The sequence below is a fragment of the Allobosea massiliensis genome (assembly GCF_042655245.1).
GTDB classification, from domain to species: domain Bacteria; phylum Pseudomonadota; class Alphaproteobacteria; order Rhizobiales; family Beijerinckiaceae; genus Allobosea; species Allobosea massiliensis.
The window spans coordinates 1-25,995 of sequence record NZ_JBHSLU010000015.1; the positions used below are offsets into that span (position 1 = coordinate 1).

Sequence of the window (25,995 nt, forward strand, 5' to 3'; positions counted from 1 at the left end):
ATCCTGGTGAAGCGCAGAAGAGGCGCCGCTCAGCGGCGGCGCCGTCTCGATGGGCGGTTTATAGGCGGGGCCCTCACTCACTGTCAACACGGTTTTTGAAGTTTTTTCGACAGCCGCTCTTAGCCTCCCACAACAGGGCCCGCGCGACGTCCTTGGTGACTTCTCTCTACGCGCGCCGCGAGCGGAGACGCCCGACGCCCGCAAACAGCCGCATTCGCACCGCACAGGAGCGCCGCCCGCGCCGCCGGATTGATTCCGGCCGGCGAGACGGGCATGGTTCGCCCCGGCCGCGAGCACAGCCACGGCCGTCCGTTTTTCCGGTATCGTGCCGGCCCCGCGGCGCCGTCCGGCGTCCCCGCTCCGATGTGCTCGGACCTCACGGCCCGGGCCCTTCGCTCCAGGATCGCAGACCGCTCACGATGAACGCCCAGCCCGAGTTCAATCTGCCGGCCGAGCCGCTCGCCCCCGAGGCGGCGGCCCTTCTGGTCGATCTCGGGATCGAACCGCCGATCCGTCCCGACGGCGAGGATCCGCAGCCGCTTGACCGGCGCGGCGTTTCGCTGCGCTGGCTCGCCGCCTGCGCGCTGGTCGGATCCTGCGGCGCCGCTTTGCTGGGCGCCGCGATCCTGGTCGCGATGCGGGGCGACACGGGCGTACCGGAGCAGCCCGAGGCGATGACCGCGCGCGCCGCTTCCACCGCCGGCGACGGCGGCGGCGCCCGCAAAGGCGACAAGCTCGTCGCAGACCAGCCGGTCATGGCGGCGCGCCATTCGATTCGGGCCCCGATGTCGCAGCGCGTCGGCAATCGCGAGGTCATCCGCGTACGCCCCTTCGTGCGACTGGCGTCCAGCCTCTCGCTGACCACGGGCGTCTACGCCACCAACATTCCGCCCTTCAATCCGCTGCGCCTCTTCGCCGAGGGCGGCCAGCCCAATGAGCGCTACGCCGAGCCGATCGTCGACGTGCCCGATGCCGACGTCACCATCGTCAAGCGCGATCTCGCCGATATCGTCATCCCGGCCGGACGCCCGCAGCTCGGTGATGCCGAGGTCATCACCCAGATCGAGGAGGAGCGGGCCAATCTCGCCGCCTCCGGGCGCCAGCGCGCACTGCCGATTCCCCCGCAGCTCATGCTGAGCCGCACGCTCGGCAACGCCGCTGCCCCCGCCAGCACGCTCCTGTCCTATGCGCCGGCGACGGATACGCGGTTCTCCGGCATCGAGGTGCGCGTCGTTCCCGAGAACGTCACCAACGCGCCCAAGACGCCGATCGCCGCCTCGCGCGAGCCTCTGGTCGAGGAAAAGCTGCTGCTCGCCAAGCGCGGCGAGAATTTCGAGCAGGTGATGCGCGGCGCCGGCGCCGCGCCGGACCAGATCCGCTCGATGATGTCGGCCTTCGCCGGCCGGGTCCGCACCGCGCCGCTTCCCGATGGCCAGGTGCTGCAGGCACTCTACGCTCCGGGTCCCAATCCGGGCGACCCGCGCCAGATCGTGCGCGTCTCGCTGCTGACCAACGGCCAGCCGGACGGGACCGTCGCGGTCAATGATCGCGGTGTCTTCGTGCTGGTGACGCTGCCGCGCCAGGAACTCGCAGCGCCTCAGCGGCCCCAGCGCCGCTCGGAGGACAGCGAGGACGAGGATGAGGAGGAGAGCGGCGGCGCCCGTCTCTATGAGAGCATCTACGAGACCGGCATGCGCCACGACCTGCCGCGGCCGCTGATCGATGAGCTCGTCAGAATCTTCTCCTACGATCTCGACTTCCAGCAGCGCGTCCGCGGCGGCGACAATCTCGAGGTGATCTTCACCGAAGAGGACGAAGGCGAGCGCGCGGAGATCCTCTCGGCCTCGCTGACGATCGGCGGCGAGACGCGCCGTGTCTTCCGCTTCCAGGCGCCGGAGGACGGCCTCATCGATTATTTCGACGAGGAGGGGAAGTCGCTGAAGAAGTTCCTGCTGCGCAAGCCGATCGCCGATGGCGAGATGCGCTCGGGCTTCGGCATGCGCTACCACCCGATCATGCGCTATTCGAAGATGCATACCGGCGTCGACTGGGCCAACCGCATCGGCACGCCGATCCTCGCCGCCGGCAACGGCACCGTGATCAAGGCGGAATGGGATTCCGGCTATGGCCGCCGCATCGAGATCCAGCACGCCAACGGCTATGTTACCACCTATTCGCACCAATCGGCCTTCGCCAAGGGCATCGCGCCTGGCGTCAAGGTGCGCCAGGGCCAGGTCATCGGCTATCTCGGCTCGACCGGCCTCTCGACCGGGCCCCATCTCCATTACGAGGTCCTGGTCAATGGCAGCTTCGTCAATCCAATGAAGATCCGCGTGCCGCGCGGCCGCGAGCTGCAGGGCCCGGCGCTGGTCGAATACAAGCGCCAGCGCGACGAGATCCAGGGCCTCATCGAGCGGGCCGGCGGGGCGGTCGCGCAGCTGCGCTGAGCGCATGACGGAGGTTGCCGCCGCGGCGCGATCTGCTTGCGACGCTTGACTTGTCCCGGCTGAACCGACAGGCGCAGGGACAGTTCTCCTCCTGCGCCGGTGTCGCACCATGCTCGCCGCCCTGCTCGTCGTCCTGCCCGTCTTCGGGTTAATCGCCCTCGGCTATCTGGCGCGCTGGACGAAGCTATTGCGCGAGACCACGGGCGAGGGCCTGTCCGACTTCGTCTTCGTGCTGGCCGTGCCCTGCCTGCTCTTCCGCACGCTGGCCAAGGCCGATGTGCCGCAGACCCAGCCCTGGGGTTACTGGATCGCCTACTTCACCGGCCTCGCCATCGTCTGGGCGCTCGCCATGCTGATCGCGAGCCGCGTCTTCGCCCGCAAGGGGCCGGAACTCGTCGTCTCCGGCTTCGCCGCCGCCCAGTCCAACACCGTCTTCGTCGGCGTGCCGATGATCCTGAAGGCCTATGGCGAGGCCGGCGCCGTGCCGCTCGGCCTGCTGCTGGCGATCCACCTGCCGGTCACGATGACGGTCGCGACCTTGCTGGCGGAGGGCCGCACCGCCTCGCCCGCCCTGATGACCCGGCGCCTCTTCACCCATCCGATCATCATCGGCATCATCCTCGGCATGCTGGCCCGCCCCGTGGTCGGCCAGCTACCGACCCCGTTCTGGACGCTGATCGACCTGATCGCGGGCGCCGCCGTGCCCTGCGCCCTGATCAGTCTCGGCATCAGCATGCGCCGCTACGGGCTCGAATCGGGGCTCGGCCTGCCGGTGGCGCTGAGTGCGCTCAAGCTCGGCCTGCATCCGCTGATCGTCTATGTGCTGGCGACGAGGGTCTTCGACATGCCGCCGCACTGGTCGGGTGTGGCGGTTCTGTTCGCCGCCTGCCCCTGCGGGATCAACGCCTATCTCTTCGCCGAACGCTATCGCCAAGGCGTCGCCGACGCCTCCAGCGCGATCACGCTCTCGACCCTGATCTCGCTCTTCACCACGGCGGCCTGGCTGACCTGGCTCGGCGTCGGCTGAAGGACGGCGCTCAGAAGAAGCCGAGCTCGCGCCTGATCTCATGCGCCGTAACGCCCCTGGCTCGCAGATCGGCGAGACTTTCCGATCCGCGGCTTTTGGCGAGCTTGCGCCCCTCCGCATCCGCCAGCAGGTCGTGGAAGAGATAGAGCGGAGTCGGCAGGCGCAGCAGCCGCTGCAGCAGGACATGGATGTCGGTGGCGGCCTCGAGGTCGCGCCCGCGCACCACATGCGTCACGCCCTGCAGCGCATCATCGACCACGACCGAGAGGTGATAGCTCGTCGGCACGTCCTTGCGCGCCAGCACGACATCGCCCCAGCGGCGCGGCTGCGCGACCACGCGGGTCACACCGCCGGAGGCATCGAACACGTCATAGGCGAGCTCCTCCCCCGCGACCGCCAGCGCCCGCTCCAGATCGAGGCGCAACACATGCGGCCTCCCGATCTCGCCAGCCCCCTCGCTCCGGGCGCGCGCGCGACAGCTGCCGGGATAGAGCGGGGCGCCGTCCGGATCCGTCGGCCAAGGCTCACCCGTCTCGGCAGCGTGGACCGCCGCGACCGCCTTCACCTCCTGCCGCGAGCAGAAGCAGGGATAGACCAGCCCGCGCCGATGCAGATCGTCGAGGGCTGCGCGGTAGTCGCCGAAATGCTCGGACTGCCGCCGGACGCCGTCCTCGAAGATGATGCCGAGCCAGGCGAGATCCTCCCGCAGGGCGGTATCCAGCGCCGGCCTGCAGCGCTCGCGATCGATGTCCTCGATCCGCAGCAGCAGCCGTCCGCCCATCGCCTGGGCGAGGCGCTCATTCGTCAGGGCGGACAGCGCATGGCCGAGATGCAGCCGGCCGTTCGGGCTCGGCGCGAAGCGCAGGACCGGTTGTGCGGCGGCGGGAGGCGACGACGGCATTCGTCCTGTCTAGTGTCGCCGGGCGATGCGGCCAAGCGCTGGCCGTTCCGAGCGGGGAGCGGCGAGCGGCGACCTGCTGACAGCGATCGGCAGCAGCGTCCGGCAAATCAGGGGCTATGACCCAGCTCATCACCACGACAGCCGATCTCGAAGAGGGCATGGCGGCGCTTAGCCTGAGCGACCCCCGCTGGCAGCCCATCATCGCCCGCACCGGCATCCCGCCGCTGCGGCGCCGGGAAGGCGGCTTTCCGGGGCTGGCCGCCATCATCGTCTCGCAGCAGCTGTCGGTGGCCAGCGCGCGGGCCGTTTGGGCGCGCGTCGAGACGGTGCTGGCGCCGCTCACTCCCGAACGCATCCTGGTGGCCGACGACGAGGCGATGCGGCTGTCGGGCCTGTCGCGCCCGAAGCAGAAGGCGATGCGTGCGGTCGCGGCGGCGATCGTCGAGGGCCGGCTGCGCTTCGACCATCTGGCGGAGGCGACGGCCGAACAGGTCCACCATCATCTCACGGCGGTTTCCGGCATCGGCCCTTGGACGGCCGACATCTACCTGCTGTTCTGCCTCGGCCATCGCGACGGTTTCGCGCCTGGCGACCTGGCGATCCAGGAGGCGGCCCGGGTCGCCTTCGGCCTGCCGGCGCGGCCGGGAGCCGCCGCGCTCGAGGCGCTGGCCGAGGGCTGGCGGCCCTGGCGCGGCGTCGCCGCACGGCTGCTCTGGGCCTATTACGCCGTGCTGAAGGCCCGCGAAGGCGTGAACGCCTGAGCGATCGTCAGCGCCCCAGCACCGAAAGCGCGCTCTGCGCCGCCCCACGCAGGAAAGCGGTGTCGCTCATCACCGTCACGAGCTTCGCGCCCATCTGGAGGAACGCCTTCGCACGCTCGGCCGACTGCGCGTAGATCGCGACCGGCTTCCCGGCTGCCGAAGCCCGCGCGACGATGTGCCGGATCGCCTCGTCGACCTCGGCGGACAGCGCATTGACCGCCTTGCCGCCCGAGAGCGCGATGGAGAGGTCGGAGGGGCCGACGAAGACCGCGTCGATGCCCTCGAGCGCCAGAATATCGTCGAGGATCGCCATCGCCTCGCGGGTCTCGATCATCGCGAAGGAGAGCGAGAAACGGTTCGCCTCGCGCAGATAGCCGTTCTGATCGAGCCCGGAGGCGCCGAGCCCGCCATAGCTGCCCCAGCTCCGCTCGCCCATCGGCGGATATTTGGAATAGGCCGCGAAGGCGCGGGCGTCCTCCATGGTGTTGATCATCGGCGCGATCACGCCCGAGACGCCCGCATCGAACAACCGCGAGACATTCTGGAACTCGCCGACGGCGATGCGCGCCAGCGCCGGCTTGCCGGCGGCGTTGATCAGCGGGATCGCCCTGATCACCTCAGCCAGCGTGATCGGCCCGTGCTGCATGTCGAGGGTGACGGCATCGAAACCCTCCTTCGCCAGCAGGCCGGCAATGGCGGGATCCTGCAGGCCGCACCAGGCGGAAACGAGGCTGTCTCCCCGGGCGAGACGATCGGCGAGGGAGGACAGGACGGTCTGTGAGGCCATGGCGCATTTCATCCGTTGCAGATCCCGCTCTTGGCTGGGCCGGCGGGTCCGTCAGGTTGGACCGGGCCATGGCCGAAAAGCAAACGGGCGCCCATGCGCCCGTTTCAATCGCGACCTGCGTTTGGAGAGGTCGGCTCGGCCACCGGCCTCAGCGGCCGGCCTGGATCTCGTCCGCGGCGCGCAGCAGCAGCTCGCCCATCACGCGGCGAATCTCGTCCTCGCCGACCGCGACGTTGCCGGCGGCGAAATCGCCCTTCACCTTCCGCAGCACGTCGTCGTCCCCGGCCTCCTCGAAATCGGCCACCACGACGGACTTGGCATAGGCGTCGGCCTCAGTGCCCGACTTGCCGAGCTTTTCCGCCGCCCACAGGCCGAGCAGCTTGTTGCGCCGGGCCGTCGCCTTGAAGCGAAGCTCCTCGTCATGGGCGAACTTGTTCTCGAAGGCATCCTTGCGCTGATCGAAAGTCGACATGCGGTAAAGTCCTTTGCGGGGCATGGCCGGGACGGCTCTGGAAGCACGCCGCAGCCATATAGGGTGCCCCCGCGGAACAGGCCAGTCCGGATTGCGGCGGAAGCGCAGGGCGCACGCGAAAACACGCCGCGGCGGAGCGGTTTGTTGCGTTCGCAGTGCAGAAGCGCCATATAGCGCCGCATGGACGGCCCACTCGCCGTCCGCAAGATGAGCCGGCCGGGAGCGTGTTCCAGACCGATGTCGATTCTCTCGGATTCGACGCGGACGGGGGCCGAACCGGCTGATCAGGGGCCCAGATCCCGCCGCGGGGCCACCCGCGTCCAGAGAAAGGCCGACCTTTGGATTTCCTCAAGCCACGGTATATCCCAATGAATCGCCGCCGTCGCATCTACGAAGGCAAGGCGAAGGTCCTCTATGAGGGACCGGAGCCCGGAACGCTGATCCAGCACTTCAAGGATGACGCCACCGCTTTCAACGCCAAGAAGCACGAAGTCATCGACGGCAAGGGCGTGCTCAACAACCGCATCTGCGAGCACATCTTCTCCAACCTGAACGACATCGGCGTGCCGACGCATTTCATCCGCCGGCTGAACATGCGCGAGCAGCTCATCCGCGAGGTCGAGATCATTCCGCTCGAGGTCGTGGTGCGCAACGTCGCCGCCGGCTCGCTCTCGACCCGTCTCGGGCTCGAGGAGGGCACGCAGCTGCCGCGCTCGATCATCGAGTTCTATTACAAGAACGATGCGCTCAACGACCCGATGGTCTCCGAAGAGCACATCACCGCCTTCGGCTGGGCGACGCCGCAGGAGATCGACGACGTCATGGCGCTCGCCATCCGCGTCAACGACTTCCTCTCCGGCCTCTTCCTCGGCGCCGGCATCCGTCTCGTCGACTTTAAGATGGAATGCGGCCGCCTCTGGGAAGGCGAGATGATGCGCATCGTCGTCGCCGACGAGATCAGCCCCGATTCCTGCCGGCTCTGGGACATCAAGTCCAAGGACAAGCTCGACAAGGACCGGTTCCGCCGCGACATGGGCGGGCTGATCGAGGCCTATTCCGAGGTCGCGCGCCGGCTCGGCATCCTCGGCGAGAACGAGAAGCCCGGCCCCTCCGGCCCGCGGCTCGTCCAGTAAGCGTCGACGCCCCTGATGGCAGTCACCCAGCCGGCACTTCGGCTCATGACACGGGAGCGCCTGCGCTCCCGTTTTCATGTCGCGGGCCTGCTCGCGGCCCTGATGCTCCTGACGGGCTGCGCCGGATCCTTCGGTCGGGGCCTGGCGGAGCTGCCCGCCTCGCAGGGCCGGACGCCCCTCCCCATCGGCGACTGGGTGCTGAACGAGGGCATCGAGGCCCGCACCATGGTGTTCTGCCCGCGCGAGGCCTGCGCGCAGCAGGGCTTCGCCGCCGTGCTTGCCTTCTCCGGCCGCGAGGCCGGGCGAATGGAGCAGGCGCTGAAGGCCGAGCCGGAGCGCCTCGCCCGCCTGTTCTCGAAGCCGCCCCCCGATCCGGCGCGCAAGCCGGCCGCGACCAAGCCCGCCGCCGGCAAGGCGGATGCGCGGCCCGGGAGCACGACGCAGGTGAGTCGTTTCGAGGCCGGAGGCACGAGCGGCCTCGTCGTCGAGATCCGCGCCCGCGGCGACGGCGCCAAAAGCGCGACGACCGCCATCCTGCATGGACGCGAGGGCGGCCGGCTGGTCCTCGCCATCGCCGTCTCGCCCGATTCCGAGAGCGCCCGCCGCGATGCGGTGGCCGCATGGCGCAGCCGCTGATTCACGTGAAACCCGCCCCGGCGGTTGAGCCCGGTGCGATTCACGGTTAAGGCAGCCGCAGACCGCCTCCGGAGATCCCCATGAAAGCCCGCGTCACCGTCACCCTCAAGACCGGCGTGCTCGATCCGCAGGGTAAGGCGATCGAAGGCGCGCTGAAATCCCTCGGAATCGAGGGCGTCGGTTCCGTCCGCCAGGGCAAGGTCTTCGACATCGAGCTGGCGGGCTCCGACAAGACCGCGGCGGAAGCCGCGCTCAAGACCGCCTGCGAGAAGCTGCTCGCCAACACCGTGATCGAAAACTACCGCGTCGAGATCGGGGCCTGATCCGATGAAAGCCGCCGTCATCACCTTCCCCGGCTCCAACCGAGACGGCGACGTCGCCAAGGCGCTGAAGCAGGCCGGGGCCGAGGTGGCTCATATCTGGCACGCCGACACGGAGCTGCCGGCCGGCACCGATCTCGTCGTTCTGCCCGGCGGCTTCTCCTATGGCGATTATCTGCGCACCGGCGCCATTGCCGGTCGCGCCAACGTCATGGACGCGACGAGGGCGCACGCCGCCCGCGGCGGCTATGTGCTGGGCATCTGCAACGGCTTCCAGATCGCCTGCGAGGCGGGGCTCCTGCCCGGCATCCTGATGCGCAACGCCGACCTGAAATTCGTCTGCAGGCGCCAGCACCTCACGGTCGAGCGCGCCGACACGCCCTATACCGCAGCCTATGCGCCGGGTCAGGTCATCGATGTCTGCATCGCCCATGGCGAGGGCAACTACGTCGCCGACGACGAGACGCTGGCGCGGCTCGAGGGCGAGGGGCTCGTCGCCTTCCGCTATGCCGACGCGCAGGGGAAGGTCACGGCGGAGGCCAACCCGAACGGCTCGCTCAACAACATCGCCGGCATCTATTCGCCGGGCTTCAACGTGCTCGGCCTGATGCCGCACCCCGAGAACCTGATCGATTCGCTCACCGGCGGCACCGATGGCCTCGGCCTGTTCGAGAGCCTGATGGGCGGGAAGAAGGCGGCCTAAAGGCGTCACTCTCCTCGGAATCATCCCCGTCATCCCGGGCTTGCCCCGGGATCCATCGCAGGGCTCCGACGCTCGATGATGGATTCCGGACCTCCGCTTCGCTGCATCCGGAATGACGCGTCACGGTCGAGGCTTCGGCGAAGCGATCGGGCTCACTTGCCCGCCACCGCCCGCGCCAGCAGCCGCCCGGCGCTCGCGGCGTCGAGCGGGCCGACATGCTTGTCGAGGATCCGCCCGTCCGGACCGATCACGAAGGTCTCCGGCACGCCATAGACGCCCCATTCGATCGCGGCGCGGCCCGAGGCGTCGACGCCAACGGCGGAATAGGGATTGCCCAGCGCGCCCAGGAAGCGCCGCGCATTCTCCGCCTCGTCCTTGTAGTTGATGCCGACCACCGCGACGCGGCCCGCCTTGACCGGCGGCGCCTCGGCCATCGCCACCAGGAAGGGATGCTCGACCCGGCAGGGTGCGCACCAGCTCGCAAAGACATTGACGATCGTCGCCCGCCCGGCAGCGAGGTCTTTCATGGCGAAGGCCGGGACCGGCCGCCCCTCGCGTTGCAGGCCCTCCAGCGCCGTCAGCGTGATCGGCGGCGCGGGCTTTCCGATCAGCGCGGACGGCACCTTGCTGGCGTCGCCGGCGAACAGCCCGACGAGAAAGACGACCGCGAGCGCGCCGAACAGGATCAGCGGCAGCAGGAAGATCAGGGGCGAGCGCCGCCGCGGCGCGGCCTCGGCCGGGGCTTCGGTCTCGCTCATGACGGCTCCTTCCCGGAGCGGCGGCCGGCGCCGCGACGTTCCAACTCGGCGAGCGCCCGCTTCTGGGAGCGGTGATCGAGCAGGACGGACAGGACGAGCCCGCCCAGAACCACCACGACGGCGGCATAGGAGGCCAGGATGAAGGCGGCATGAGGCCCGAGCGCGCTCGTCATGCGGCCATCCTCACGCGGGAGAGCCGTCGGCGGCGAGCCGGTCGAGCCGCTCGGCCTCGAGGATCGTCAGCGTCCGCACGCGCCGCCGCATGATCTCGGCCCGCATCGCCACCAGATGAAGCGCCAGCGCCATCAGCGTGAAGCCGAGCGCGAGGATCAGCAGCGGCCACAGCATGGAGGCGTGGATCGTCGGCCCGTCTAGCCGCAGCACAGAGGCCGGCTGGTGCAGCGTGTTCCACCAGTCGACCGAGAATTTGATGATCGGCACGTTGACGAAACCGACCAGCGTCAGGATCGCGACCGCTCGTCCCGCCTGGGACGGCTCGTCCAGCGTCCGCCACAGCGCCATGATGCCGAGATAGATCAGGAGAAGCACAAGCATCGAGGTCAGCCGCGCATCCCAGACCCAGTAGGTCCCCCACATCGGCTTGCCCCAGAAGGCGCCCGTGAGCAGGCAGATCAGGGCAAAGGCCGCACCGATCGGGGCCGCCGCCTTCTGCGCGACATCGGCCAGCGGATGCCGCCAGACCAGCGTGCCCAGCGCCGAGAGCGTCATCATCGAATAGAACATCATCGCCAGCCAAGCGGCCGGCACATGCACGAACATGATGCGGATCGTCTCGCCCTGCTGGTAGTCGGGCGGGGCCACGAACCAGGCGAGGTAGAAACCGACGCCGAGCAGCAGCGCCGCCACCCCGGCGAACCAGGGCAGCAGGATGGCGGAGAGGCGCATGAAGCGCGTCGGGTTCGCGAGATCGATCAGGCCGGCCATGTCATCGCATCATGCTCGAAGGCTGCCGCCAGAGCTGCTCCCGCAGCCTTATCAAGGCCTGCCCCCCTCAGCAATCCGCGAGCCACCCATGCGACATCACAGCGTCATGCGCGGCTGCGATCCAGACGATCCGATGCTCACGGCCGGTGCGACGGGTTGCCTTCGGATCCGGCGGAGCGCGCCGCTCAGCGGCGCGGGTGATGACGGCTGCCCGATTGTTCAAATCCTAAGCAATTGGCGATATTGATATATCGGCTTCCGCGGGTTGCCGTCTCCCGGGTCGCTAGCTAGCATGTCGTCACTGTCGAGAGGAGCGGTCATGACGCGGCATCTGCCGGACGAGATCCAGCGTGAGGTCGAGACGACAATCCGCGCCAAGGCCGGCGAATCGCGTGTGGTCGATGTCGATGCGATGGCGCGGGAGATTCTCGGCCGGCATGCCCTGCCGGGCGTCGAGATCGGCACCGTCGCCGCCATCGTGGCCCGCCTCGCCGGCCGCTATGGTTGCGCCGCCGAATTCGGCGGTCGCCGCGAGGAACCCTGCCGGACCGGGACGGCCTGAAGCTAGTTCGACTGTCGCAGCGCCGCCGCAGCCGCCAGCGTTCCGACGACGATCGCCGCCAGCGACAGCGCGCACAGGATCAGGAAGGGCGTGCGGAACGGAATCGTCCCGCCCAATGCTGCATTGGCGGCGGACACGCCGAAGATCAGCACCGGCACCGTCAGCGGCGCCACCAGCACGGGCAGAATCAGACCGCCGCGCCGCAGGCTCGCCGTCAGCGCTGCGGCGCCCGCCCCGATGAAGCTCAGCGCCGGCGTGCCGACCAGCAGCGTCGCCGCCACCGGCAGCATCGCCTCGCCGGGCAGCGCCACAAGCAGGCCGAGCAACGGCGCCGCCAGCGCCAGCAGCAGGCCCGTCGTCAGCCAGTGCGCCAGCCCCTTCGCCACCACCGCGAGTTCCAGCGGCAAGACGCCGCTACGGATGAGATCGAGCGAGCCATCCTCCTCATCCGCCTGAAACAGCCGGTCGAGCCCGATCAGCACCGACAGCAGCGCCCCCAGCCAGAGGATCGCCGGACCGATCCGCGAGAGCAGGTTGAGATCCGGCCCCAGCGCGAAAGGCACCAGCACGACGATCGTCAGGAAAAAGACCAGCGCGAGTTCGCCGCCGCCGCCGGCTCGCGAGGCGAGGGCGAGGTCGCGCCTCAGAATGGCGAGGAAGGCGGCGGTCACAGGCCGATCCTCAGTTCGCGTGCGCCGTCGAGCCCCAGCGGTCCGTGCGTGGCCGCCAGGATGGCGCCGCCGTCCGACAGATGCGCGCGCATCAGCCCCGTCAGCATCGTCTGCGCCGCGACGTCGAGCGCGGCCATCGGCTCGTCCAGCAGCCAGAAGGGCCGGCGCGACACCAGAAGCCGCGCCAGGGCGACCCGTCGACGCTGGCCGGCGGAGAGATAGCCCACCGGCAGGCGCGCGACATGGGGCAGACCGACGGCCGCCAGCGCCTCGCCGGGCGAGAGCGCGGGATCACCCAGCAGCGCCTGGGCGAAGGCGAGGTTCTCCTGAGCCGTCAGCGCCGTCTTCAATCCGTCGCGGTGGCCCACGACATGGCTGAGCTCGACCGGGGCGACATCGGCCGCCCCCGCGATCCGGATCGTGCCGGCCTCCGGCCGCAGCCGCCCGCACAGCATCGCCAGGAGGCTCGACTTGCCGGCCCCGTTGCGGCCGGTGAGCGCGATCGCCTCGCCCGGCCCGAGGCGGAAGGAGAGCTCGGAAAAGATCAGCCTGCCCCCGCGGCGGCAGGCCAGCCGGTCGGCCTCCAGGGTCAGGATCGGGGCGGGCGAGGAGGTCAAGGGAGAGGCATCTTCCGCAGCGTCGGGTTCGCGCGCGAACGCGCTTCGTTCATGTAGCGGGCTTCTTGGAATTGCTCTATAGAGCCCGTGGCTACGCCGCACGCCGATCCGGCGCGGGGCTCGGGCACTCCCGGGGCGGCGCGCGCGACCTGCGCATCAGGCCTTCGAACCGGCGATCCCGCAAGGGGCCTCCGTCGGTTCGCGACCGCAACCCCTTGATCAGGATCAGCCCGCATGGCTTCCCTCGACTCTTTCAAGTGCCGCCAGACGCTCATCGTCGGCGACAAGACCTATGTGTACTACTCCCTGCCGCTCGCCGAGCAGAACGGACTCGCCGGCATCTCGAAGCTGCCCTTCTCGATGAAGGTGCTGCTGGAGAACCTGCTGCGCTTCGAGGACGGCCGCTCGGTCACCAAGACCGACATCGAGGGCTTCGTCGCCTGGCTCGACGACAAGGGCAGCGCCGGCAAGGAGATCGGCTTCCGCCCGGCCCGCGTCCTGATGCAGGACTTTACCGGCGTGCCGGCGGTGGTCGACCTCGCGGCGATGCGTGACGGCGTCAAGGCGCTCGGCGGCGACGCCCAGAAGATCAACCCGCTCGTGCCGGTCGATCTCGTCATCGACCACTCGGTCATCGTCGACGAGTTCGGTTCGCCCAAGGCTTTCGCTCGCAATGTCGAGCTCGAATATGAGCGCAACCAGGAGCGCTACAAGTTCCTGAAATGGGGCCAGCTCGCCTTCGACAATTTCCGCGTCGTCCCGCCCGGCACCGGCATCTGCCACCAGGTCAATCTCGAATACCTCGCCCAGACGGTCTGGACCCGGAAGGAGACGATCGACGGCGCCGAGGTCGAGGTCGCCTATCCGGACACGCTCGTCGGCACCGATTCGCACACCACCATGGTCAACGGCCTCGCCGTGCTCGGCTGGGGTGTCGGCGGCATCGAGGCGGAAGCCGCGATGCTCGGCCAGCCGCAATCGATGCTCCTGCCCGAGGTGATCGGCTTCAAGCTGACCGGCTCGCTCAAGGAAGGCATCACAGCGACCGACCTCGTGCTCACCGTCACGCAGATGCTGCGCAAGAAGGGCGTCGTCGGCAAGTTCGTCGAGTTCTTCGGCCCGGGCCTCTACAATCTGACGCTGGCCGACCGCGCTACCATCGCCAATATGGGCCCGGAATACGGCGCCACCTGCGGCTTCTTCCCGGTCGATACCGAAACGCTCGACTATCTCACGGTGACCGGCCGCAAGGCCGACCGGATCGCGCTGGTCGAGGCCTACAGCAAGGCTCAAGGGCTGTTCGCCACGCCGCAGACGGCCGACCCGGTCTTCACCGACACGCTCGAGCTCGACCTCGGCACGGTGAAGCCCTCCATGGCCGGCCCGAAGCGCCCCGAGGGCCGCGTCGACCTCTCGGCCGTCAAGGCCGGCTTCGCCGCCGCCATGGACAGCGACTATAAGAAGGGCGGCGAACTCTCGCGCCGCGTCCAGGTCGAGGGCGAGGATTTCGATCTCGGCCATGGCGACGTCGTCATCGCCGCGATCACCTCCTGCACCAACACCTCGAACCCCTCGGTGCTGATGGCGGCGGGCCTGCTCGCCCGCAACGCGGTCGCCAAGGGTCTGAAGGTCAAGCCCTGGGTCAAGACCTCGCTGGCGCCCGGTTCGCAGGTCGTCGCCGAATACCTCGCCAAGGCCGGCCTCCAGCCCGATCTCGACAAGCTCGGCTTCAACCTGGTCGGCTTCGGCTGCACCACCTGCATCGGCAATTCCGGCCCGCTGCCGGCGCCGATCTCGAAGACCATCAACGAGAAGGGCCTGATCGCGGGCGCCGTGATCTCCGGAAACCGCAACTTCGAGGGCCGCGTCTCGCCCGACGTGCAGGCGAACTACCTCGCCTCGCCGCCGCTGGTCGTCGCCTATGCGCTGGCCGGATCGGTCCAGATCGACCTGACGACCCAGCCGATCGGCCAGGGCTCCGACGGCAAGGACGTTTATCTGCGTGACATCTGGCCCTCAAACAAGGAGATCCAGGACTTCATCCAGAAGAACGTCACCCGCGCCATCTTCGAGGCGAAATACGCCGACGTCTTCAAGGGTGACGAGCACTGGCAGGCGGTGAACGCCCCCACCTCCGAGACCTATGCCTGGGACGACGAGTCGACCTATGTCCAGAACCCGCCCTATTTCCGCGGGATGGGCAAGCAGCCGGCGCCGATCGGCGACATCAAGGGTGCGCGCATCCTCGGCCTCTTCGGCGACAAGATTACCACCGACCACATCTCCCCGGCCGGTTCGATCAAGGCGGCCTCGCCCGCCGGCGCCTATCTCACCGAGCACGGCGTCGCGGTCGCGGATTTCAACCAGTACGGCACGCGCCGCGGCAATCACGAGGTGATGATGCGCGGCACCTTCGCCAACATCCGCATCCGCAACCATATGCTCGGCCCGAACGGGCGCGAGGGTGGCTACACCATCCACTATCCGAGCAAGGAAGAGCTGCCGATCTATGATGCGGCGATGAAGTACCAGCAGGAGAACGTCCCGCTGGTGATCTTCGCCGGCGTCGAATACGGCAACGGCTCCTCGCGCGACTGGGCGGCGAAGGGCACAAACCTGCTCGGCGTCAAGGCCGTGATCGCGCAGAGCTTCGAGCGCATCCACCGCTCGAACCTGGTCGGCATGGGCGTGGTGCCCTTCACCCTGCAGGAGGGCACGAGCTGGGCCTCGCTCGACCTGAAGGGCGACGAGACGGTCTCCATCAAGGGCCTCGCCACGGTCAAGCCGCGCCAGACGCTCGAAGCCGAGATCACCTATGCCGACGGCTCGGTGAAGAAGGTGCCGATCCTCTGCCGCATCGATACGCTGGACGAGATCGACTACTTCAAGAACGCCGGCATCCTGCACTACGTGCTGCGCGGGCTGGCCGCCTGAGCGACGGAACGGCCGGGCCCAGTCGCGGCCTTCTAGAGAAACACAAAAAAGGGCTGCGGCATCGCGTGATGCCGCAGCCCTTTTGCGTGGAAGGCACGGGATTGACTGTCGTCAGCTCGCCCGGCGCAGGGTGGTGGCAGCCTCCGGACGGTGCATCGGCCGCGCGGAGCTCGTGGTTCGGAACGTGGCGACGAGCGCGTCGAGTTCGGCGATCTTGCGGCCGAGCATGACGGCGGCGGCCGCGCTTTCCTCGGCCAGCGCGGCGTTCTGTTGCGTCATCTCGTCCATCCGCACGACGGTCTGGCTCATCTCGTCGATTCCGTTCGATTGTTCGCCGGAGGCCGCTGCAGCCTCCGTCACCGTACCGGCGACCTGCTGCGTCGCCTCGACGATCTCACCCAGCACCTCGCCCGCGCTGCGTACGAGCTTCACCCCGGCGGCAACCTCCTGCGTGGTATCGTTGATCAGGCCGGAGATGCTCTTGGCCGCGTCCGCAGATTGCTGAGCCAGCGCCCGAACCTCGGACGCCACGACCGCGAAGCCCTTGCCGGCATCCCCGGCCCTCGCCGCCTCCACCGCCGCATTCAGCGCGAGCAGATTGGTCTGGAAGGCGATCCCGTCGATCACGGAGGTGATGTCGGTGATCTTGCCGCTGGCCTGTTCGATGCGGTTCATCGCGCCGATCGCGTCGGTGACGATGGCACCGCCATTGCGGGCGACGCGCGTCGCGTTCTCGGCCAGATGGACAGCCTGCCGCGAAGCATTGGCCGAAGCCTTCACCGATGCCGCCAGTTGTTCGGTGGTGGCGGCAGTCTCCTCCAGAGACGAAGCCTGCTCCTCGGTGCGCAGCGAGAGGTTTTCCGCTCCCGACTTGATCTCCTCGGCGGCTGCGGCGATCTCGCGCGCCGTCTGCTTGATCACCGTCACGGTCAAGGCCAGCTTCTCGACCATCTCGTTGATCGAGCCGCTGACGGATCCAAGCTTGCCGGAGTAGTCCGTCCTGACGGTGCGGGTGAGATCGCCGTCGGCGATGGCCGCCAGCACATCGGCGAAAGTCGTCGTCGCGCCGTCGATCGCGGCGTTGATCTGGTTGATCCCCGTGACGAGCGCCGCCATCTCGCCCTGCTGCGCCCCAGGGTCGACGCGATGGCTGAAATCGCCATGCACGGCGGCATCGACCGCCCGCCTGATCTGGTGCGCGGTCTCGGCGAACGTCGCGGCCTGCCTCTGCGAAGAGAGCACCTCCTCGTCACGCCGCGACTGCTCCTCGGCCGCGCGTCCGGCCAGCACGTCCTGATAGGAGCCGATGGCCCGCGCCATTTCACCGATCTCGTCGCGGCGATCGCGATGCGGGATCAACACGGACCCCGGCTCCGATCCACGCCGACGCATCGTCTCGACGATCTGCGCGATCGGGCGGGCGATGCTGTGCAGGACCGCCGCATAGAGCCCGAGCGCCGTCAGCAGCGCCATGACGAGGCCGGACAGCGCGACGCTCGTGGCGAGACCACGGGCGCTGCCCGCACCCGACTGCGCCGCCATCGCCTCGGCCTCCAGCGCGTCGCCGGCCTCCTTCATCGACCTTTCGAGCGCCTCGAAGCGTTCGTCGAACAGCGCCATGCCCGCGAGAGCGGCCTTGCGGTCCCTGAAGGCGAGTTCGACCAGCGTCACCGCCTGGGCGATATAGCTGTTCAATGGCTCGTCGAGCGCCTGCAGGCGCGCGAGGGTCTCCGGCGAACTGACGATCGTCTTTGTCGCGGCGATGCGCTCCGAAAACTCCTGGGCGTGTGCCCGTGTCTCCGCGATCGTCTCTGTCCCGTCTGCTCCTTGGTCGGACCGGATGAGGGCCGCGTAGACATCGGCGCGCAGCCCGTCATGCAGCATGTCGCCGATGGTGTGGTTGCGGATCGCCGTGGCTGATTGGGCGAGATCGTCGATGGCTGAGCCCATGCGCGACGACGAATGAAGGCCGATTCCCGCGACCGCGCTGGTGATGAGGGCGAGCAGCAGGCACAGCAAGGCAAAGCGCGTTTTCAGCGATACCACGGCCAGTCCCCCGAGCGACTCGAAAGCAACGCAGAATTGCATCGGATCATTAACGTTACGTCACTTCGGCAATTCGGACGAGCTTCTCCCCGCACTTGCGTTCGACGGGCGAGTCCGGCCGCCGGACTCGCCGCAGTTGTCCTCTCACCCCCCGCGGTGTAAGGGGGCGTCACAGTCATCCTTGGCGGGGGGCTTGGGGCAGGCGCAGGACGATCGTCCGCGCCCGGATGTCGTCCGCCTCCATCATCACGACGGGAGCACCCGCATGTCCGCCACCTTCGAGACGGTCGCCGGAATCATTTCGGAGACCTGCGACATTCCGCGCGAGAAGATCACGCCGCAGAGCCACGCGATCGACGATCTCGGCATCGACTCGCTCGCCTTCCTCGACATCGCCTTCGCGATCGACAAGGCCTTCGGCATCAAGCTGCCGCTCGAGCAGTGGACGCAGGAGGTCAACGAGGGCAAGGCGCCGGCCGAGCAGTATTTCGTGCTCGAGAACCTCTGCAAGCGCATCGACGATCTCGTCGCCGCCAAGGCGGCCTGAGTTCCGCCACCTCCGTGATCACGGCCCTCATCCCGGGGCGCGGACGCGTTGTCCGCGGCGCCCCGGCATGGGGGCCGTCCTGCTTTGGCGGGCGCCGGCTTGAGCCCTGCCGGCTCAGCGTTTAGAGCAGAGCCGCGTCGGAGCCGGCTTCGACGCCCCGTGACCGACGATCGGAAGCGCATGCGCCTCGAATATTTCGACATGATCGACCGCGTGGTCGCCTTCGAACCGGGCGAGAAGCGGATCGCGACCCGCTCGACCGTGCCGGCGGCCGACGCCAGCCCCGTCTTCGAGGGTCATTTCCCCGGCCATCCGCTCGTCCCCGGCGTGCTGCTGACCGAAACCATGGCGCAGGCTTCCGGCTATCTGCTGCTCGCGCTCAACGGGCTGACGCAGATGCCCTTCCTGATGACCGTCGACAAGGCGCGCTTCCGCACCTTCGTCGAGCCGGATGCCGTGCTCGACATCGCCGCCGAACTCGTCATCGAGGGCTCGGGCTATGCGGCGACCAAGGCGCGCATCGCCATCGACGGCAAAGCGATCTGCGATGCGGAATTGCGCTTCCGCCTGATGCCCTTCCCCGCCGACATGCGCAGCCTGATGGAGGCACGCCTGGCCGCCATCGGCCTCGCCCCGGAGCAGGCCCGATCATGAAGCACGGCGTCGTCATCACCGGCATCGGCCTCGCCTCCAGCCTCGGCGAAGGCATCGACACCCATGCGGACGCGCTGGCGGCCATGGCCGCGCCCGTCGTCGACACGACGAGCTTCGCACCCTATCCGGTTCACCCGCTGAAACCGCTCGAACTCGACCGGCAGATCCCCAAGAAGTCCGACCAGCGCCAGATGGAGCCGTGGCAGCGCCTCGGCGTCTATGCGGCCGGGCTCGCACTCGACGGGGCGGGGCTGAAGGACGATGCCGAGGCCAAGGCGATGCTGCAGGTCATCGTCGCCGCCGGCGGCGGCGAGCGCGACCATGCCGTCGACAGCGCCATCCTGACCGGGCTGCGCGGCGCCAACGCGCCCGGCACCTTCCTGAACGAGCGGCTGATGGGCGATCTGCGCCCCACCCTGTTCCTGGCCCAGCTGTCCAACCTGCTCGCCGGCAATATCGGCATCGTCCACGGCATCACCGGCGCCTCGCGCACCTTCATGGGCGAGGAGCAGGCCGGCGTCGACGCCATCCGCACCGCCCATGCCCGCATCGCCGCCGGCCAGGCGGAGGTCATGCTGGTCGGTGGCTCCTACAATGCCGAGCGGCAGGACATGCTGCTGCTGTTCGAGCTGGGCGGCTTCCTGCGAAAGGGCGATTTCGCCCCCGTCTTCGAGCGCGAGACTGCGCCCGGCCTGATCACGGGCAGCGCCTCGGCCTTCCTCGTGCTGGAGTCGGCCGAACGCGCAGCCGCCCGCGGCGCCACCATCCTGGCCCGGCTCGACGCCGTCGTCGCGACCCGCTCGAAACGCCAGCCCGGCGCGGTCGAGGCGGCGCTGCGCGGCCTGCTCGCCGATCTCGGCCCCGTCGCCCCCGGCGCGCTCGCCGTCTCGGCCGCCACCGGCGTCGCCGGCGTCACCGCCGAGGAAGCGGCTGCGCTGGCGACCTTGCCGCAGGCGCGCCGCGTCGCGACCGGCGATCTGCTCGGCCATGCGGTTGAGGCCGCCTTCCCCGTCTCGGTCGCGCTCGCCGCCGCCGCCTTGTCGAAGGGCCAGGCCCGCGAGGCCGTCGTCACCGGCGCCGGTCACTGGCGCGGCGAGGGTGCGGCCCACCTGGTGGCCCCGTGAGGAGCGTGCGATGAGCGAAACCACCCCCTCCAAACCGTCTCCCGCCGTCGGCCGCCGCGATTCCCGGGGCAGGCCCGTCGTCGCCGTGACCGGACTCGGCATCGTCACCTCGCTCGGCCAGGGCAAGGCGGCGAACTGGGAGGCGCTCACCGCCGGCCGCTCCGGCATCCACGCCATCGAGCGCTTCCCGACGCAGGGCCTGCGCACCACCATCGGCGGAACCGTCGATTTCCTGTTCGACGGCCCCTTCACCGCCCCGCAGCTCTCCGAGAAGCTCGCGATGCTCGCGGCCGAGGAGGCTGTCGGCCAGAGCGGCATCGGCCAGCCGGGCGATTTTCCGGGCGAGCTCTTCATGGCGGTCCCCCCCGTCGAGATGGAATGGCCGCAGAAGCAGGAGCTCGCCGCCTCACTGGACGGCGAGGTCGACTATCGCGGCCTGCTCAGCGCCGCAGCCTCGCAGCGCTTCAAGGCGATGCACGAGATGTTCCTGTTCGGCACCGTCGCCGATCATGTCGCCGACGCCTTCGGCACCAAGGGCTCGCCGATCTCGCTCTCGACCGCCTGCTCATCTGGCGCCACCGCGATCCAGATGGGCGTCGAGGCGATCCGCCGCGGCGAGACGAAAGCCGCGCTCTGCATCGGCACCGACGGCTCGATCCATGCCGAGGCGCTGATCCGCTTCTCGCTGCTCTCGGCGCTCTCGACCCAGAACGACCCGCCGGAAGCCGCCGCCAAGCCCTTCTCGAAGAACCGCGACGGCTTCGTCATGGGCGAGGGCGCGGGCGCGCTGGTGCTGGAGGATTACGACCATGCCCTGGCGCGCGGGGCGACCATCCTCGGCATCGTCGCCGGCTGCGGCGAGCGCGGCGACGGCTTCCACCGCACCCGCTCCAGCCCGGACGGCAAGCCCGCCATCCTCGCCATGCAGGATGCGCTGGCCGATGCCGGCCTCAGCCCCGACGATGTCGACTACATCAACGCCCACGGCACCTCGACGCCGGAGAACGACAAGATGGAGGCGATGAGCTGCGCCGCCGTCTTCGGCGAGCGCATGGCGCGCCTGCCGATGTCCTCCAACAAGTCGATGATCGGCCATACCCTGACCGCGGCCGGCGCGGTCGAGGCGGTGATCTCGTTCCTCACCATCGCGCATGGTCGCATTCCGCCGACGATCAACTACGTCACGCCCGACCCTGCGATCGCGCTCGATGTCGTCCCCAATGTCGCCCGCGACGCCAAGGTGCGGACGGTCCTGTCCAACTCCTTCGGCTTCGGTGGGCAGAACACCAGCCTCGTCCTGACCGCGGAGCCGACCCGCTCATGACCAAGGTTCTCGTCACCGGCGGCGCCAAGGGCGTCGGCGCGGCCATCGTCCGGGCGCTGGCCGCGGCCGGCCACGATGTCGATTTCACCTATCGCTCCTCGGGCGAGCAGGCCCTGGCGCTGGCCGCCGAGATCGCCGCCGCACATCCCGGCCGCGCCATCCAGGCCCTGCCGCTCGACCTCGCCGACAAGGCGGCGCTCGACGCCTTCTGCGAGGACCGCGAAAGCGAGAGCTATTTCGGCCTCGTCCACAATGCCGGCCAGCCCTATGACTCGCTGGCCGCGATGATGGCGCAGGACAAGGCGGAAGCGGCCATGCAGGTCAATTTCTGGGCCTTCACCCGCCTCGCCAAGAGCCTGATGCGGTCCATGATCCGCGCCCGGGCCGGCCGGATCGTCGCCATCGGTTCGGTCGCGGCGCTGCGCGGCAACCCCGGCAATGCGGCTTACGCCGCCTCCAAGGGCGCGCTGATCTCCTATGCGAAGACGCTCGCGGTCGAGACCGGCAAGCGCGGCGTCACCGTCAACGTCATCGCGCCCGGCTTCGTCGATACCGACATGATGGCGCCCTACGCCGCCTATCGCGACAAGATGCAGGGGCAGATTCCCGCCGGCCGCTTTGCCAGGCCAGAGGAGGTCGGCGGCCTCGCCGCCTTCCTGATGAGCGAGCCCGCCGCCTACATCACCGGCACCGTCATCCCGATCGACGGCGGCGTGACCGCGCAGCTCGGCGTCCACCGCTGAGATGACCCGCATCCGTCGTTGCGGGGAGCGTGTCTACGGCGCAATCTAGTCGCCTCCGGCCGCGAAGTGATGGCTGCGCTCTGCTCGGAATGGCGACATGAGGAGTCGTGCTATGGACATAACAATCGAGCTGGAACCTCAGATCGCTGCCATCGTAAAAGAACTGGCTGCTCAAACGGATCGTTCGCCGGAATGGATTATTGCAACCGCGATCGAAAATTACGTCGATGCGGTTCACCACAAGAGCCCAGAGCAGCCCGCCTTGCCGCATGGCACAGCGACGAACAGTCACTGAGCCGCTGATCAGACCCCTTGTCGCGCCGTCGCAACAACAGATTGCCTTGAACTGTGATGGACCGGCGGCACCCCGCGCCGCGCTGCAGCGACTGAAAAAGAGACTCCGTCTTCCCATGCGTTCACTTCAACTTCACGGCGACCGCGACCTCCGTCTCGAGGAGATCGACCCGCCGCCGCCTCCCGCCGCCGGCGAGGTCCAGATTCGCATCCGTGCCGTCGCGCTGAACTATCTCGACGTCTGGGGCTTCCGCGGCATGGCCTTCGCCAAGCGCAAGATGCCGCAGGCGGCGGGCGTCGAGGCCTCGGGCGAGATCGTCTGCGTCGGCGAGGGCGTCACCGGCCTCGCCGTCGGCGACACCGTCACCGCCTATGGCGCCGAGACCTGCGGCCACTGCAAGGCCTGCCGCGAGGGCCGCGACAATCTCTGCGAGAACGTCGCCGGCATCATGGGCTTCCATATCGACGGCTTCGCTCGCGAATTCCTGAACAAGGCGGCAAGGCTCGTGGTCAAAGCACCCGCCGGCGTCTCCTTCGAGGACGCGGCCTGCGCGCCGATCGGCTTCGGCACGGTCCAGCACATGCTGTTCGACAACGCCAGGCTCGAGCCCGGAGAGTCGGTCCTGGTCCATGCCGGCGGCTCCGGCATCGGCACGGCCGCGATCCTGATGGCCAAGGCGATCGGCTGCACGGTCTTCACCACGGTCGGCGACGACGAGAAGGGTCGCAAGGCCGCCGAACTCGGCGCCGACCACGTCATCAACTACAAGACCGAGCGCTTCGAGGGCGAGGTCCGCCGCCTCACCAAGCGAAAGGGCGTCGATGTCGTCTTCGAGCATGTCGGCGCCGACACCTGGAACGGCTCGCTGCTCTGCCTCAAGCGCGGTGGCCGTCTCGTCACCTGCGGCGCGACATCCGGCCCCTCGGCCACGATCAACCTGATGCAGCTGTTCCAGCAGCAGTACCGCATCACCGGCTCCTTCGGCTGCCGCATCGAGAACATCCGCCAGTCCCTCGACAAGATGGCGGCCGGCATGAAACCGGTCATCGATTCCGTCTTTCCGCTGGAGGATTTCGAGAAGGGGCTCGCGCGTCTCGAGGGCCGGCAGGTCTTCGGAAAGGTCGTCGTGACCTTCTGAGGACGCTGCGGAACGCGCTGCCGCAAGCGGATGGCCGCCGCTGAAAACTTGACGAAAGCGCCGTCCTGCCGCAAGTCGCGCCGTCAGCCCGGCCGCGACGGCCAGAGGGGCGCGAGAGGACCGGGCCGATCTTGAGACGCTTGAAAACAATCGCCGCACGCGCAGGCGCGGCGGTGATGATCGGCCTGATCCGGGCCCTCTTCGGCTTCCTGCGCCTGCTCGGACCGGAGCGGTCGAGCGATCTCGGCGGCTGGCTGCTGCGCACGGCGAGCCCGCTGATTCCGGTCAACCGCGTCGCGCTCGCCAATATCCGCGCGGCCTTTCCGGGGATGGACGAGGCCGAGGTGCGCCGCATCGCGCGAGGCGCCTGGGAGAATCTGGGCCGCACCGCCGCCGAATACGCCCATCTCGCCACCTTGTTCGACTACGACTACCTCAACCCCGACGCGCCCTCCCGCGTCGAGGTCGAGGGCATCGAGCATTTCATCGCGCTGAAGGACGATGCCAGGCCCGGCCTGATCTTCTCGGCGCATCTCGCCAATTGGGAACTGCCGGCGATCTGCGCGCAGGCCTACGATCTCGAAACGACGGCCGTGTTCCGGGCGCCCAACGACCCGGCGATCGCCGCCGTCGTCCACGAGATCCGCTCCGGCGCGATGGGCGGGCTCGCCGCGGCGAAGCAGGGCGCCGCCTTCGCCATGCAGGGCGTGCTCGAGCGCGACGGCCATCTCGGCATGCTGATCGACCAGCACTTCACCCGCGGCGTCGTGGTGCCCTTCATGGGCCGCCCGGCCCTGACCAACCCGATCCTCGGCAAATTCGCCCGCCGCTTCGAATGCCCGGTGCATGGCGTGCGCGTCATCCGCCTGCCGAACCAGCGCTTCCGGCTGCAGCTGACGCCGCCGCTCGACCTGCCCCGCGACGCGGCCGGCGAGATCGACGTCCAGGGCGCCATGGCGATGATGACCGCCGTGGTCGAGGGCTGGGTCCGCGAACATCCCGAGCAATGGCTCTGGATGCATCGCCGCTGGCGCCCGAACATGATCTCGGCCGCCGCCGCCGAGGCACCAGCCGTTGCACCCTCCCCTGTTTTCAAGGCAACGTGATTTTGAAGTGAGACGAATGGGGCGCTTTGGTAACGCCTGAGATGCAAGATCTCGCCGAGTTCAGGCCATGAAACGTTCCGCGCCCCTCCTCTCCGCCGCTGCCGCCCTGCTCCTGCTGGGCGCAGACGCGGCGCGCGCTCAGGTGCCGGACCTCCAGCCCCGGGCGGTGGTGGAGCTCTTCACCAGCCAGGGCTGCTCTTCCTGCCCGCCGGCCGACGCCCTCTTCGTCGACCTCGCCAAGCAGCGGGACATCATCACCCTGACGCTGCCGGTGACCTACTGGGATTATCTCGGCTGGAAGGACACGCTCGGCAAGGACAGCTTCGCCAAGCGCCAGAAGTATTATGCCAAGGCGCGCGGGGACGGACAGGTCTACACGCCCCAGGCCGTGATCAACGGTGCAGCGCATGTCGTCGGATCGGATCGAGGCGAGATCGAACGCGCCTCGAAAGCCCCCCCGGGCGGCGGCTTCGTCGCGAAGCTGGCCGTGAAGGAAGCCGATGGGCAGCTCGTGGTGACATTGGTCCCGGTTGGTGATGTGCAGGAGCGCACCGCTGGCGTCTGGGTCGCGACCACGACAAAGATGGTCACGGTGCCGATCGCCCGCGGCGAGAACCAGGGCAAGACGGTGGCCTATGCCAATGTCGTACGCGGCATGACCCGCATCGGCGATTGGGACGGCCGGCCTGCGACTGTCACGGCTCCGCTCGGCGTCACGCAAGGCCCCGAAGTCGACAGCTACGTTGTCCTGATCCAGGCCGAGCGGCAGGGAAAATCCGGCGTCATGCCGTCCACGGTGCTTGCGGCGGCGCGCGGCGTCGACCGTTGATCACGGATCCACCGCTGCAGCGCGGGGTGGTTGCAAGGCGCGTCACGCTGCGGCAGAAGCTCCGGCGTCTCGATCGAACGTCCAGAGGGCGGCCGTGGAACCTACCCCCTCGCTAAAGCCGGCATGACAACGTCCGCTCTACGTTGCTCTCGGCTGCCTCTGTGTCGCCATCGGCGTCGTTGCGCTGGTCGTGCCGCTGGTTCCCGGGATCGTCTTTCTCGTCCTCGCCACGGCCTGCTTCTCGCGGTCCTCGCCGCGGATGGAGACGTGGCTGACGACGCATCCGCGTTTCGGCAAGCTGATTCGCAACTGGCAGACCTCGGGCGCCGTCTCGCGCCCCGTAAAATGGATCGTCACGTTCAGCATGCTGGCAAGCTTCTCGCTGATCTTCCTCGAGACCGCTTCCCGCCAGCTTCAGGCCGTCGTAGCGGCGGGGATGATCGGCGTTCTCATCTATGTCTGGCGACGGCCGGAACCGGCGGACGTCTCCGCCTGACGCCCGCTCCCGCGCTCGG

27 protein-coding genes and 1 pseudogene are annotated in these 25,995 nt (G+C 68.7%); 19 read left to right on the forward strand and 9 right to left on the reverse strand.

Going from position 1 to position 25,995, the window contains the following annotated elements; genetic code table 11:
* The first annotated feature begins 419 nt into the window (after positions 1 to 419).
* Together ACFPN9_RS08085 and ACFPN9_RS08090 are read left to right on the forward strand one after the other, a co-directional pair.
* Positions 420 to 2,447, forward strand: a complete 2,028-nt coding sequence (locus tag ACFPN9_RS08085) for a M23 family metallopeptidase (RefSeq protein ID WP_066734174.1) — start codon at positions 420 to 422, stop codon at positions 2,445 to 2,447.
* Positions 2,448 to 2,556: 109 nt separating this feature from the next.
* Positions 2,557 to 3,474 carry an AEC family transporter gene (locus ACFPN9_RS08090; RefSeq protein ID WP_066734178.1) on the forward strand — a complete coding sequence of 306 codons (918 nt, stop codon included), beginning with the start codon at positions 2,557 to 2,559 and terminating at the stop codon, positions 3,472 to 3,474.
* Positions 3,475 to 3,484: 10 nt separating this feature from the next.
* Here ACFPN9_RS08090 and gluQRS read toward each other — a convergent pair whose 3' ends face one another.
* On the reverse strand, positions 3,485 to 4,375 hold the full coding sequence (gluQRS, locus tag ACFPN9_RS08095) for a tRNA glutamyl-Q(34) synthetase GluQRS (protein ID WP_066734182.1): 891 nt from the start codon (positions 4,373 to 4,375) through the stop codon (positions 3,485 to 3,487).
* Between the two features lie 116 nt (positions 4,376 to 4,491).
* On the opposite strand from gluQRS, the gene ACFPN9_RS08100 reads away from it, so the two are divergent.
* Entirely contained in the window at positions 4,492 to 5,136 is a 645-nt protein-coding gene (locus ACFPN9_RS08100; RefSeq protein WP_066734184.1) for a DNA-3-methyladenine glycosylase family protein, read from the forward strand.
* Between the two features lie 7 nt (positions 5,137 to 5,143).
* On the opposite strand, the gene ACFPN9_RS08105 is transcribed toward ACFPN9_RS08100, so the two are convergent.
* The gene (locus tag ACFPN9_RS08105) at positions 5,144 to 5,923 is read right to left on the reverse strand and encodes an HpcH/HpaI aldolase family protein (RefSeq protein WP_066734186.1); all 780 of its coding nucleotides are present in this window, start codon (positions 5,921 to 5,923) and stop codon (positions 5,144 to 5,146) included.
* A 148-nt stretch (positions 5,924 to 6,071) separates the two neighbouring features.
* Complete coding sequence (locus tag ACFPN9_RS08110; protein WP_066734189.1) at positions 6,072 to 6,395, reverse strand: DUF1476 domain-containing protein; 324 nt, start codon at positions 6,393 to 6,395, stop codon at positions 6,072 to 6,074.
* Positions 6,396 to 6,733: 338 nt separating this feature from the next.
* Between ACFPN9_RS08110 and purC the strand changes: the two genes are divergently transcribed.
* From purC to purQ, 4 genes are all read left to right on the forward strand, one after another.
* Entirely contained in the window at positions 6,734 to 7,528 is a 795-nt protein-coding gene (gene purC / locus ACFPN9_RS08115; protein WP_082733052.1) for a phosphoribosylaminoimidazolesuccinocarboxamide synthase, read from the forward strand.
* Positions 7,529 to 7,543: 15 nt separating this feature from the next.
* Positions 7,544 to 8,164: a hypothetical protein gene (locus tag ACFPN9_RS08120; protein WP_377816346.1), complete on the forward strand. Its 621-nt coding sequence runs from the start codon at positions 7,544 to 7,546 to the stop codon at positions 8,162 to 8,164.
* A gap of 80 nt (positions 8,165 to 8,244) precedes the next feature.
* Positions 8,245 to 8,487, forward strand: coding sequence for a phosphoribosylformylglycinamidine synthase subunit PurS (purS, locus tag ACFPN9_RS08125; protein WP_066734199.1), 243 nt, complete (start codon positions 8,245 to 8,247; stop codon positions 8,485 to 8,487).
* A 4-nt stretch (positions 8,488 to 8,491) separates the two neighbouring features.
* Positions 8,492 to 9,187, forward strand: a complete 696-nt coding sequence (gene purQ, locus ACFPN9_RS08130) for a phosphoribosylformylglycinamidine synthase subunit PurQ (protein ID WP_066734202.1) — start codon at positions 8,492 to 8,494, stop codon at positions 9,185 to 9,187.
* 152 nt (positions 9,188 to 9,339) lie between these two features.
* On the opposite strand, the gene ACFPN9_RS08135 is transcribed toward purQ, so the two are convergent.
* From ACFPN9_RS08135 to ACFPN9_RS08145, 3 genes are read right to left on the reverse strand one after another with little or no spacing between them, the layout of a single operon-like run.
* Complete coding sequence (locus ACFPN9_RS08135; RefSeq protein WP_066734205.1) at positions 9,340 to 9,945, reverse strand: DsbE family thiol:disulfide interchange protein; 606 nt, start codon at positions 9,943 to 9,945, stop codon at positions 9,340 to 9,342.
* Positions 9,942 to 10,118: a heme exporter protein CcmD gene (gene ccmD, locus ACFPN9_RS08140; protein WP_082735321.1), complete on the reverse strand. Its 177-nt coding sequence runs from the start codon at positions 10,116 to 10,118 to the stop codon at positions 9,942 to 9,944. Before ccmD ends, ACFPN9_RS08135 begins: the two co-directional genes overlap by 4 nt.
* A 10-nt stretch (positions 10,119 to 10,128) precedes the next feature.
* Complete coding sequence (locus ACFPN9_RS08145) at positions 10,129 to 10,890, reverse strand: heme ABC transporter permease (protein ID WP_066734208.1); 762 nt, start codon at positions 10,888 to 10,890, stop codon at positions 10,129 to 10,131.
* A 319-nt stretch (positions 10,891 to 11,209) separates the two neighbouring features.
* On the opposite strand from ACFPN9_RS08145, the gene ACFPN9_RS08150 reads away from it, so the two are divergent.
* On the forward strand, positions 11,210 to 11,452 hold the full coding sequence (locus ACFPN9_RS08150) for a hypothetical protein (RefSeq protein ID WP_066734210.1): 243 nt from the start codon (positions 11,210 to 11,212) through the stop codon (positions 11,450 to 11,452).
* Between the two features lie 2 nt (positions 11,453 to 11,454).
* Here the strand turns inward: ACFPN9_RS08150 and ccmB are convergent, their stop codons facing one another.
* Complete coding sequence (ccmB, locus tag ACFPN9_RS08155; protein WP_377816349.1) at positions 11,455 to 12,123, reverse strand: heme exporter protein CcmB; 669 nt, start codon at positions 12,121 to 12,123, stop codon at positions 11,455 to 11,457.
* Entirely contained in the window at positions 12,120 to 12,716 is a 597-nt protein-coding gene (gene ccmA / locus ACFPN9_RS08160) for a heme ABC exporter ATP-binding protein CcmA (protein ID WP_066734241.1), read from the reverse strand. The genes ccmB and ccmA overlap by 4 nt, the downstream gene beginning before the upstream one ends.
* Before the next feature lie 258 nt (positions 12,717 to 12,974).
* On the opposite strand from ccmA, the gene acnA reads away from it, so the two are divergent.
* Complete coding sequence (gene acnA / locus ACFPN9_RS08165; RefSeq protein ID WP_066734214.1) at positions 12,975 to 15,674, forward strand: aconitate hydratase AcnA; 2,700 nt, start codon at positions 12,975 to 12,977, stop codon at positions 15,672 to 15,674.
* Positions 15,675 to 15,785: 111 nt separating this feature from the next.
* Here the strand turns inward: acnA and ACFPN9_RS08170 are convergent, their stop codons facing one another.
* Positions 15,786 to 17,720 carry a methyl-accepting chemotaxis protein gene (locus ACFPN9_RS08170; RefSeq protein ID WP_280939921.1) on the reverse strand — a complete coding sequence of 645 codons (1,935 nt, stop codon included), beginning with the start codon at positions 17,718 to 17,720 and terminating at the stop codon, positions 15,786 to 15,788.
* Positions 17,721 to 17,985: 265 nt separating this feature from the next.
* Between ACFPN9_RS08170 and ACFPN9_RS08175 the strand changes: the two genes are divergently transcribed.
* From ACFPN9_RS08175 to ACFPN9_RS08220, 10 genes and pseudogenes are all read left to right on the forward strand, one after another.
* Positions 17,986 to 18,267 carry an acyl carrier protein gene (locus ACFPN9_RS08175; RefSeq protein WP_066473700.1) on the forward strand — a complete coding sequence of 94 codons (282 nt, stop codon included), beginning with the start codon at positions 17,986 to 17,988 and terminating at the stop codon, positions 18,265 to 18,267.
* A 180-nt stretch (positions 18,268 to 18,447) separates the two neighbouring features.
* Positions 18,448 to 18,921, forward strand: a complete 474-nt coding sequence (locus ACFPN9_RS08180; RefSeq protein ID WP_066734220.1) for a 3-hydroxyacyl-ACP dehydratase FabZ family protein — start codon at positions 18,448 to 18,450, stop codon at positions 18,919 to 18,921.
* The gene (locus tag ACFPN9_RS08185) at positions 18,918 to 20,045 is read left to right on the forward strand and encodes a beta-ketoacyl-ACP synthase (RefSeq protein ID WP_066734223.1); all 1,128 of its coding nucleotides are present in this window, start codon (positions 18,918 to 18,920) and stop codon (positions 20,043 to 20,045) included. The genes ACFPN9_RS08180 and ACFPN9_RS08185 overlap by 4 nt, the downstream gene beginning before the upstream one ends.
* A gap of 10 nt (positions 20,046 to 20,055) precedes the next feature.
* Positions 20,056 to 21,369 carry a beta-ketoacyl-ACP synthase gene (locus tag ACFPN9_RS08190; RefSeq protein WP_066734225.1) on the forward strand — a complete coding sequence of 438 codons (1,314 nt, stop codon included), beginning with the start codon at positions 20,056 to 20,058 and terminating at the stop codon, positions 21,367 to 21,369.
* A complete protein-coding gene (locus ACFPN9_RS08195; protein WP_066734228.1) occupies positions 21,366 to 22,112 on the forward strand; it encodes an SDR family oxidoreductase in 747 nt (248 codons plus the stop codon). The genes ACFPN9_RS08190 and ACFPN9_RS08195 overlap by 4 nt, the downstream gene beginning before the upstream one ends.
* Before the next feature lie 112 nt (positions 22,113 to 22,224).
* A complete protein-coding gene (locus ACFPN9_RS08200) occupies positions 22,225 to 22,407 on the forward strand; it encodes a CopG family ribbon-helix-helix protein (RefSeq protein ID WP_197431921.1) in 183 nt (60 codons plus the stop codon).
* A 115-nt stretch (positions 22,408 to 22,522) separates the two neighbouring features.
* The gene (locus tag ACFPN9_RS08205) at positions 22,523 to 23,545 is read left to right on the forward strand and encodes a zinc-binding dehydrogenase (RefSeq protein ID WP_066734231.1); all 1,023 of its coding nucleotides are present in this window, start codon (positions 22,523 to 22,525) and stop codon (positions 23,543 to 23,545) included.
* Between the two features lie 128 nt (positions 23,546 to 23,673).
* Positions 23,674 to 24,651, forward strand: a complete 978-nt coding sequence (locus ACFPN9_RS08210; RefSeq protein WP_066734233.1) for a lipid A biosynthesis lauroyl acyltransferase — start codon at positions 23,674 to 23,676, stop codon at positions 24,649 to 24,651.
* A gap of 67 nt (positions 24,652 to 24,718) precedes the next feature.
* On the forward strand, positions 24,719 to 25,480 hold the full coding sequence (locus ACFPN9_RS08215) for a DUF1223 domain-containing protein (RefSeq protein WP_066734234.1): 762 nt from the start codon (positions 24,719 to 24,721) through the stop codon (positions 25,478 to 25,480).
* Positions 25,481 to 25,622: 142 nt separating this feature from the next.
* A pseudogene (locus ACFPN9_RS08220) lies at positions 25,623 to 25,976 on the forward strand (YbaN family protein); the annotation flags it as partial.
* Positions 25,977 to 25,995: the final 19 nt, after the last annotated feature.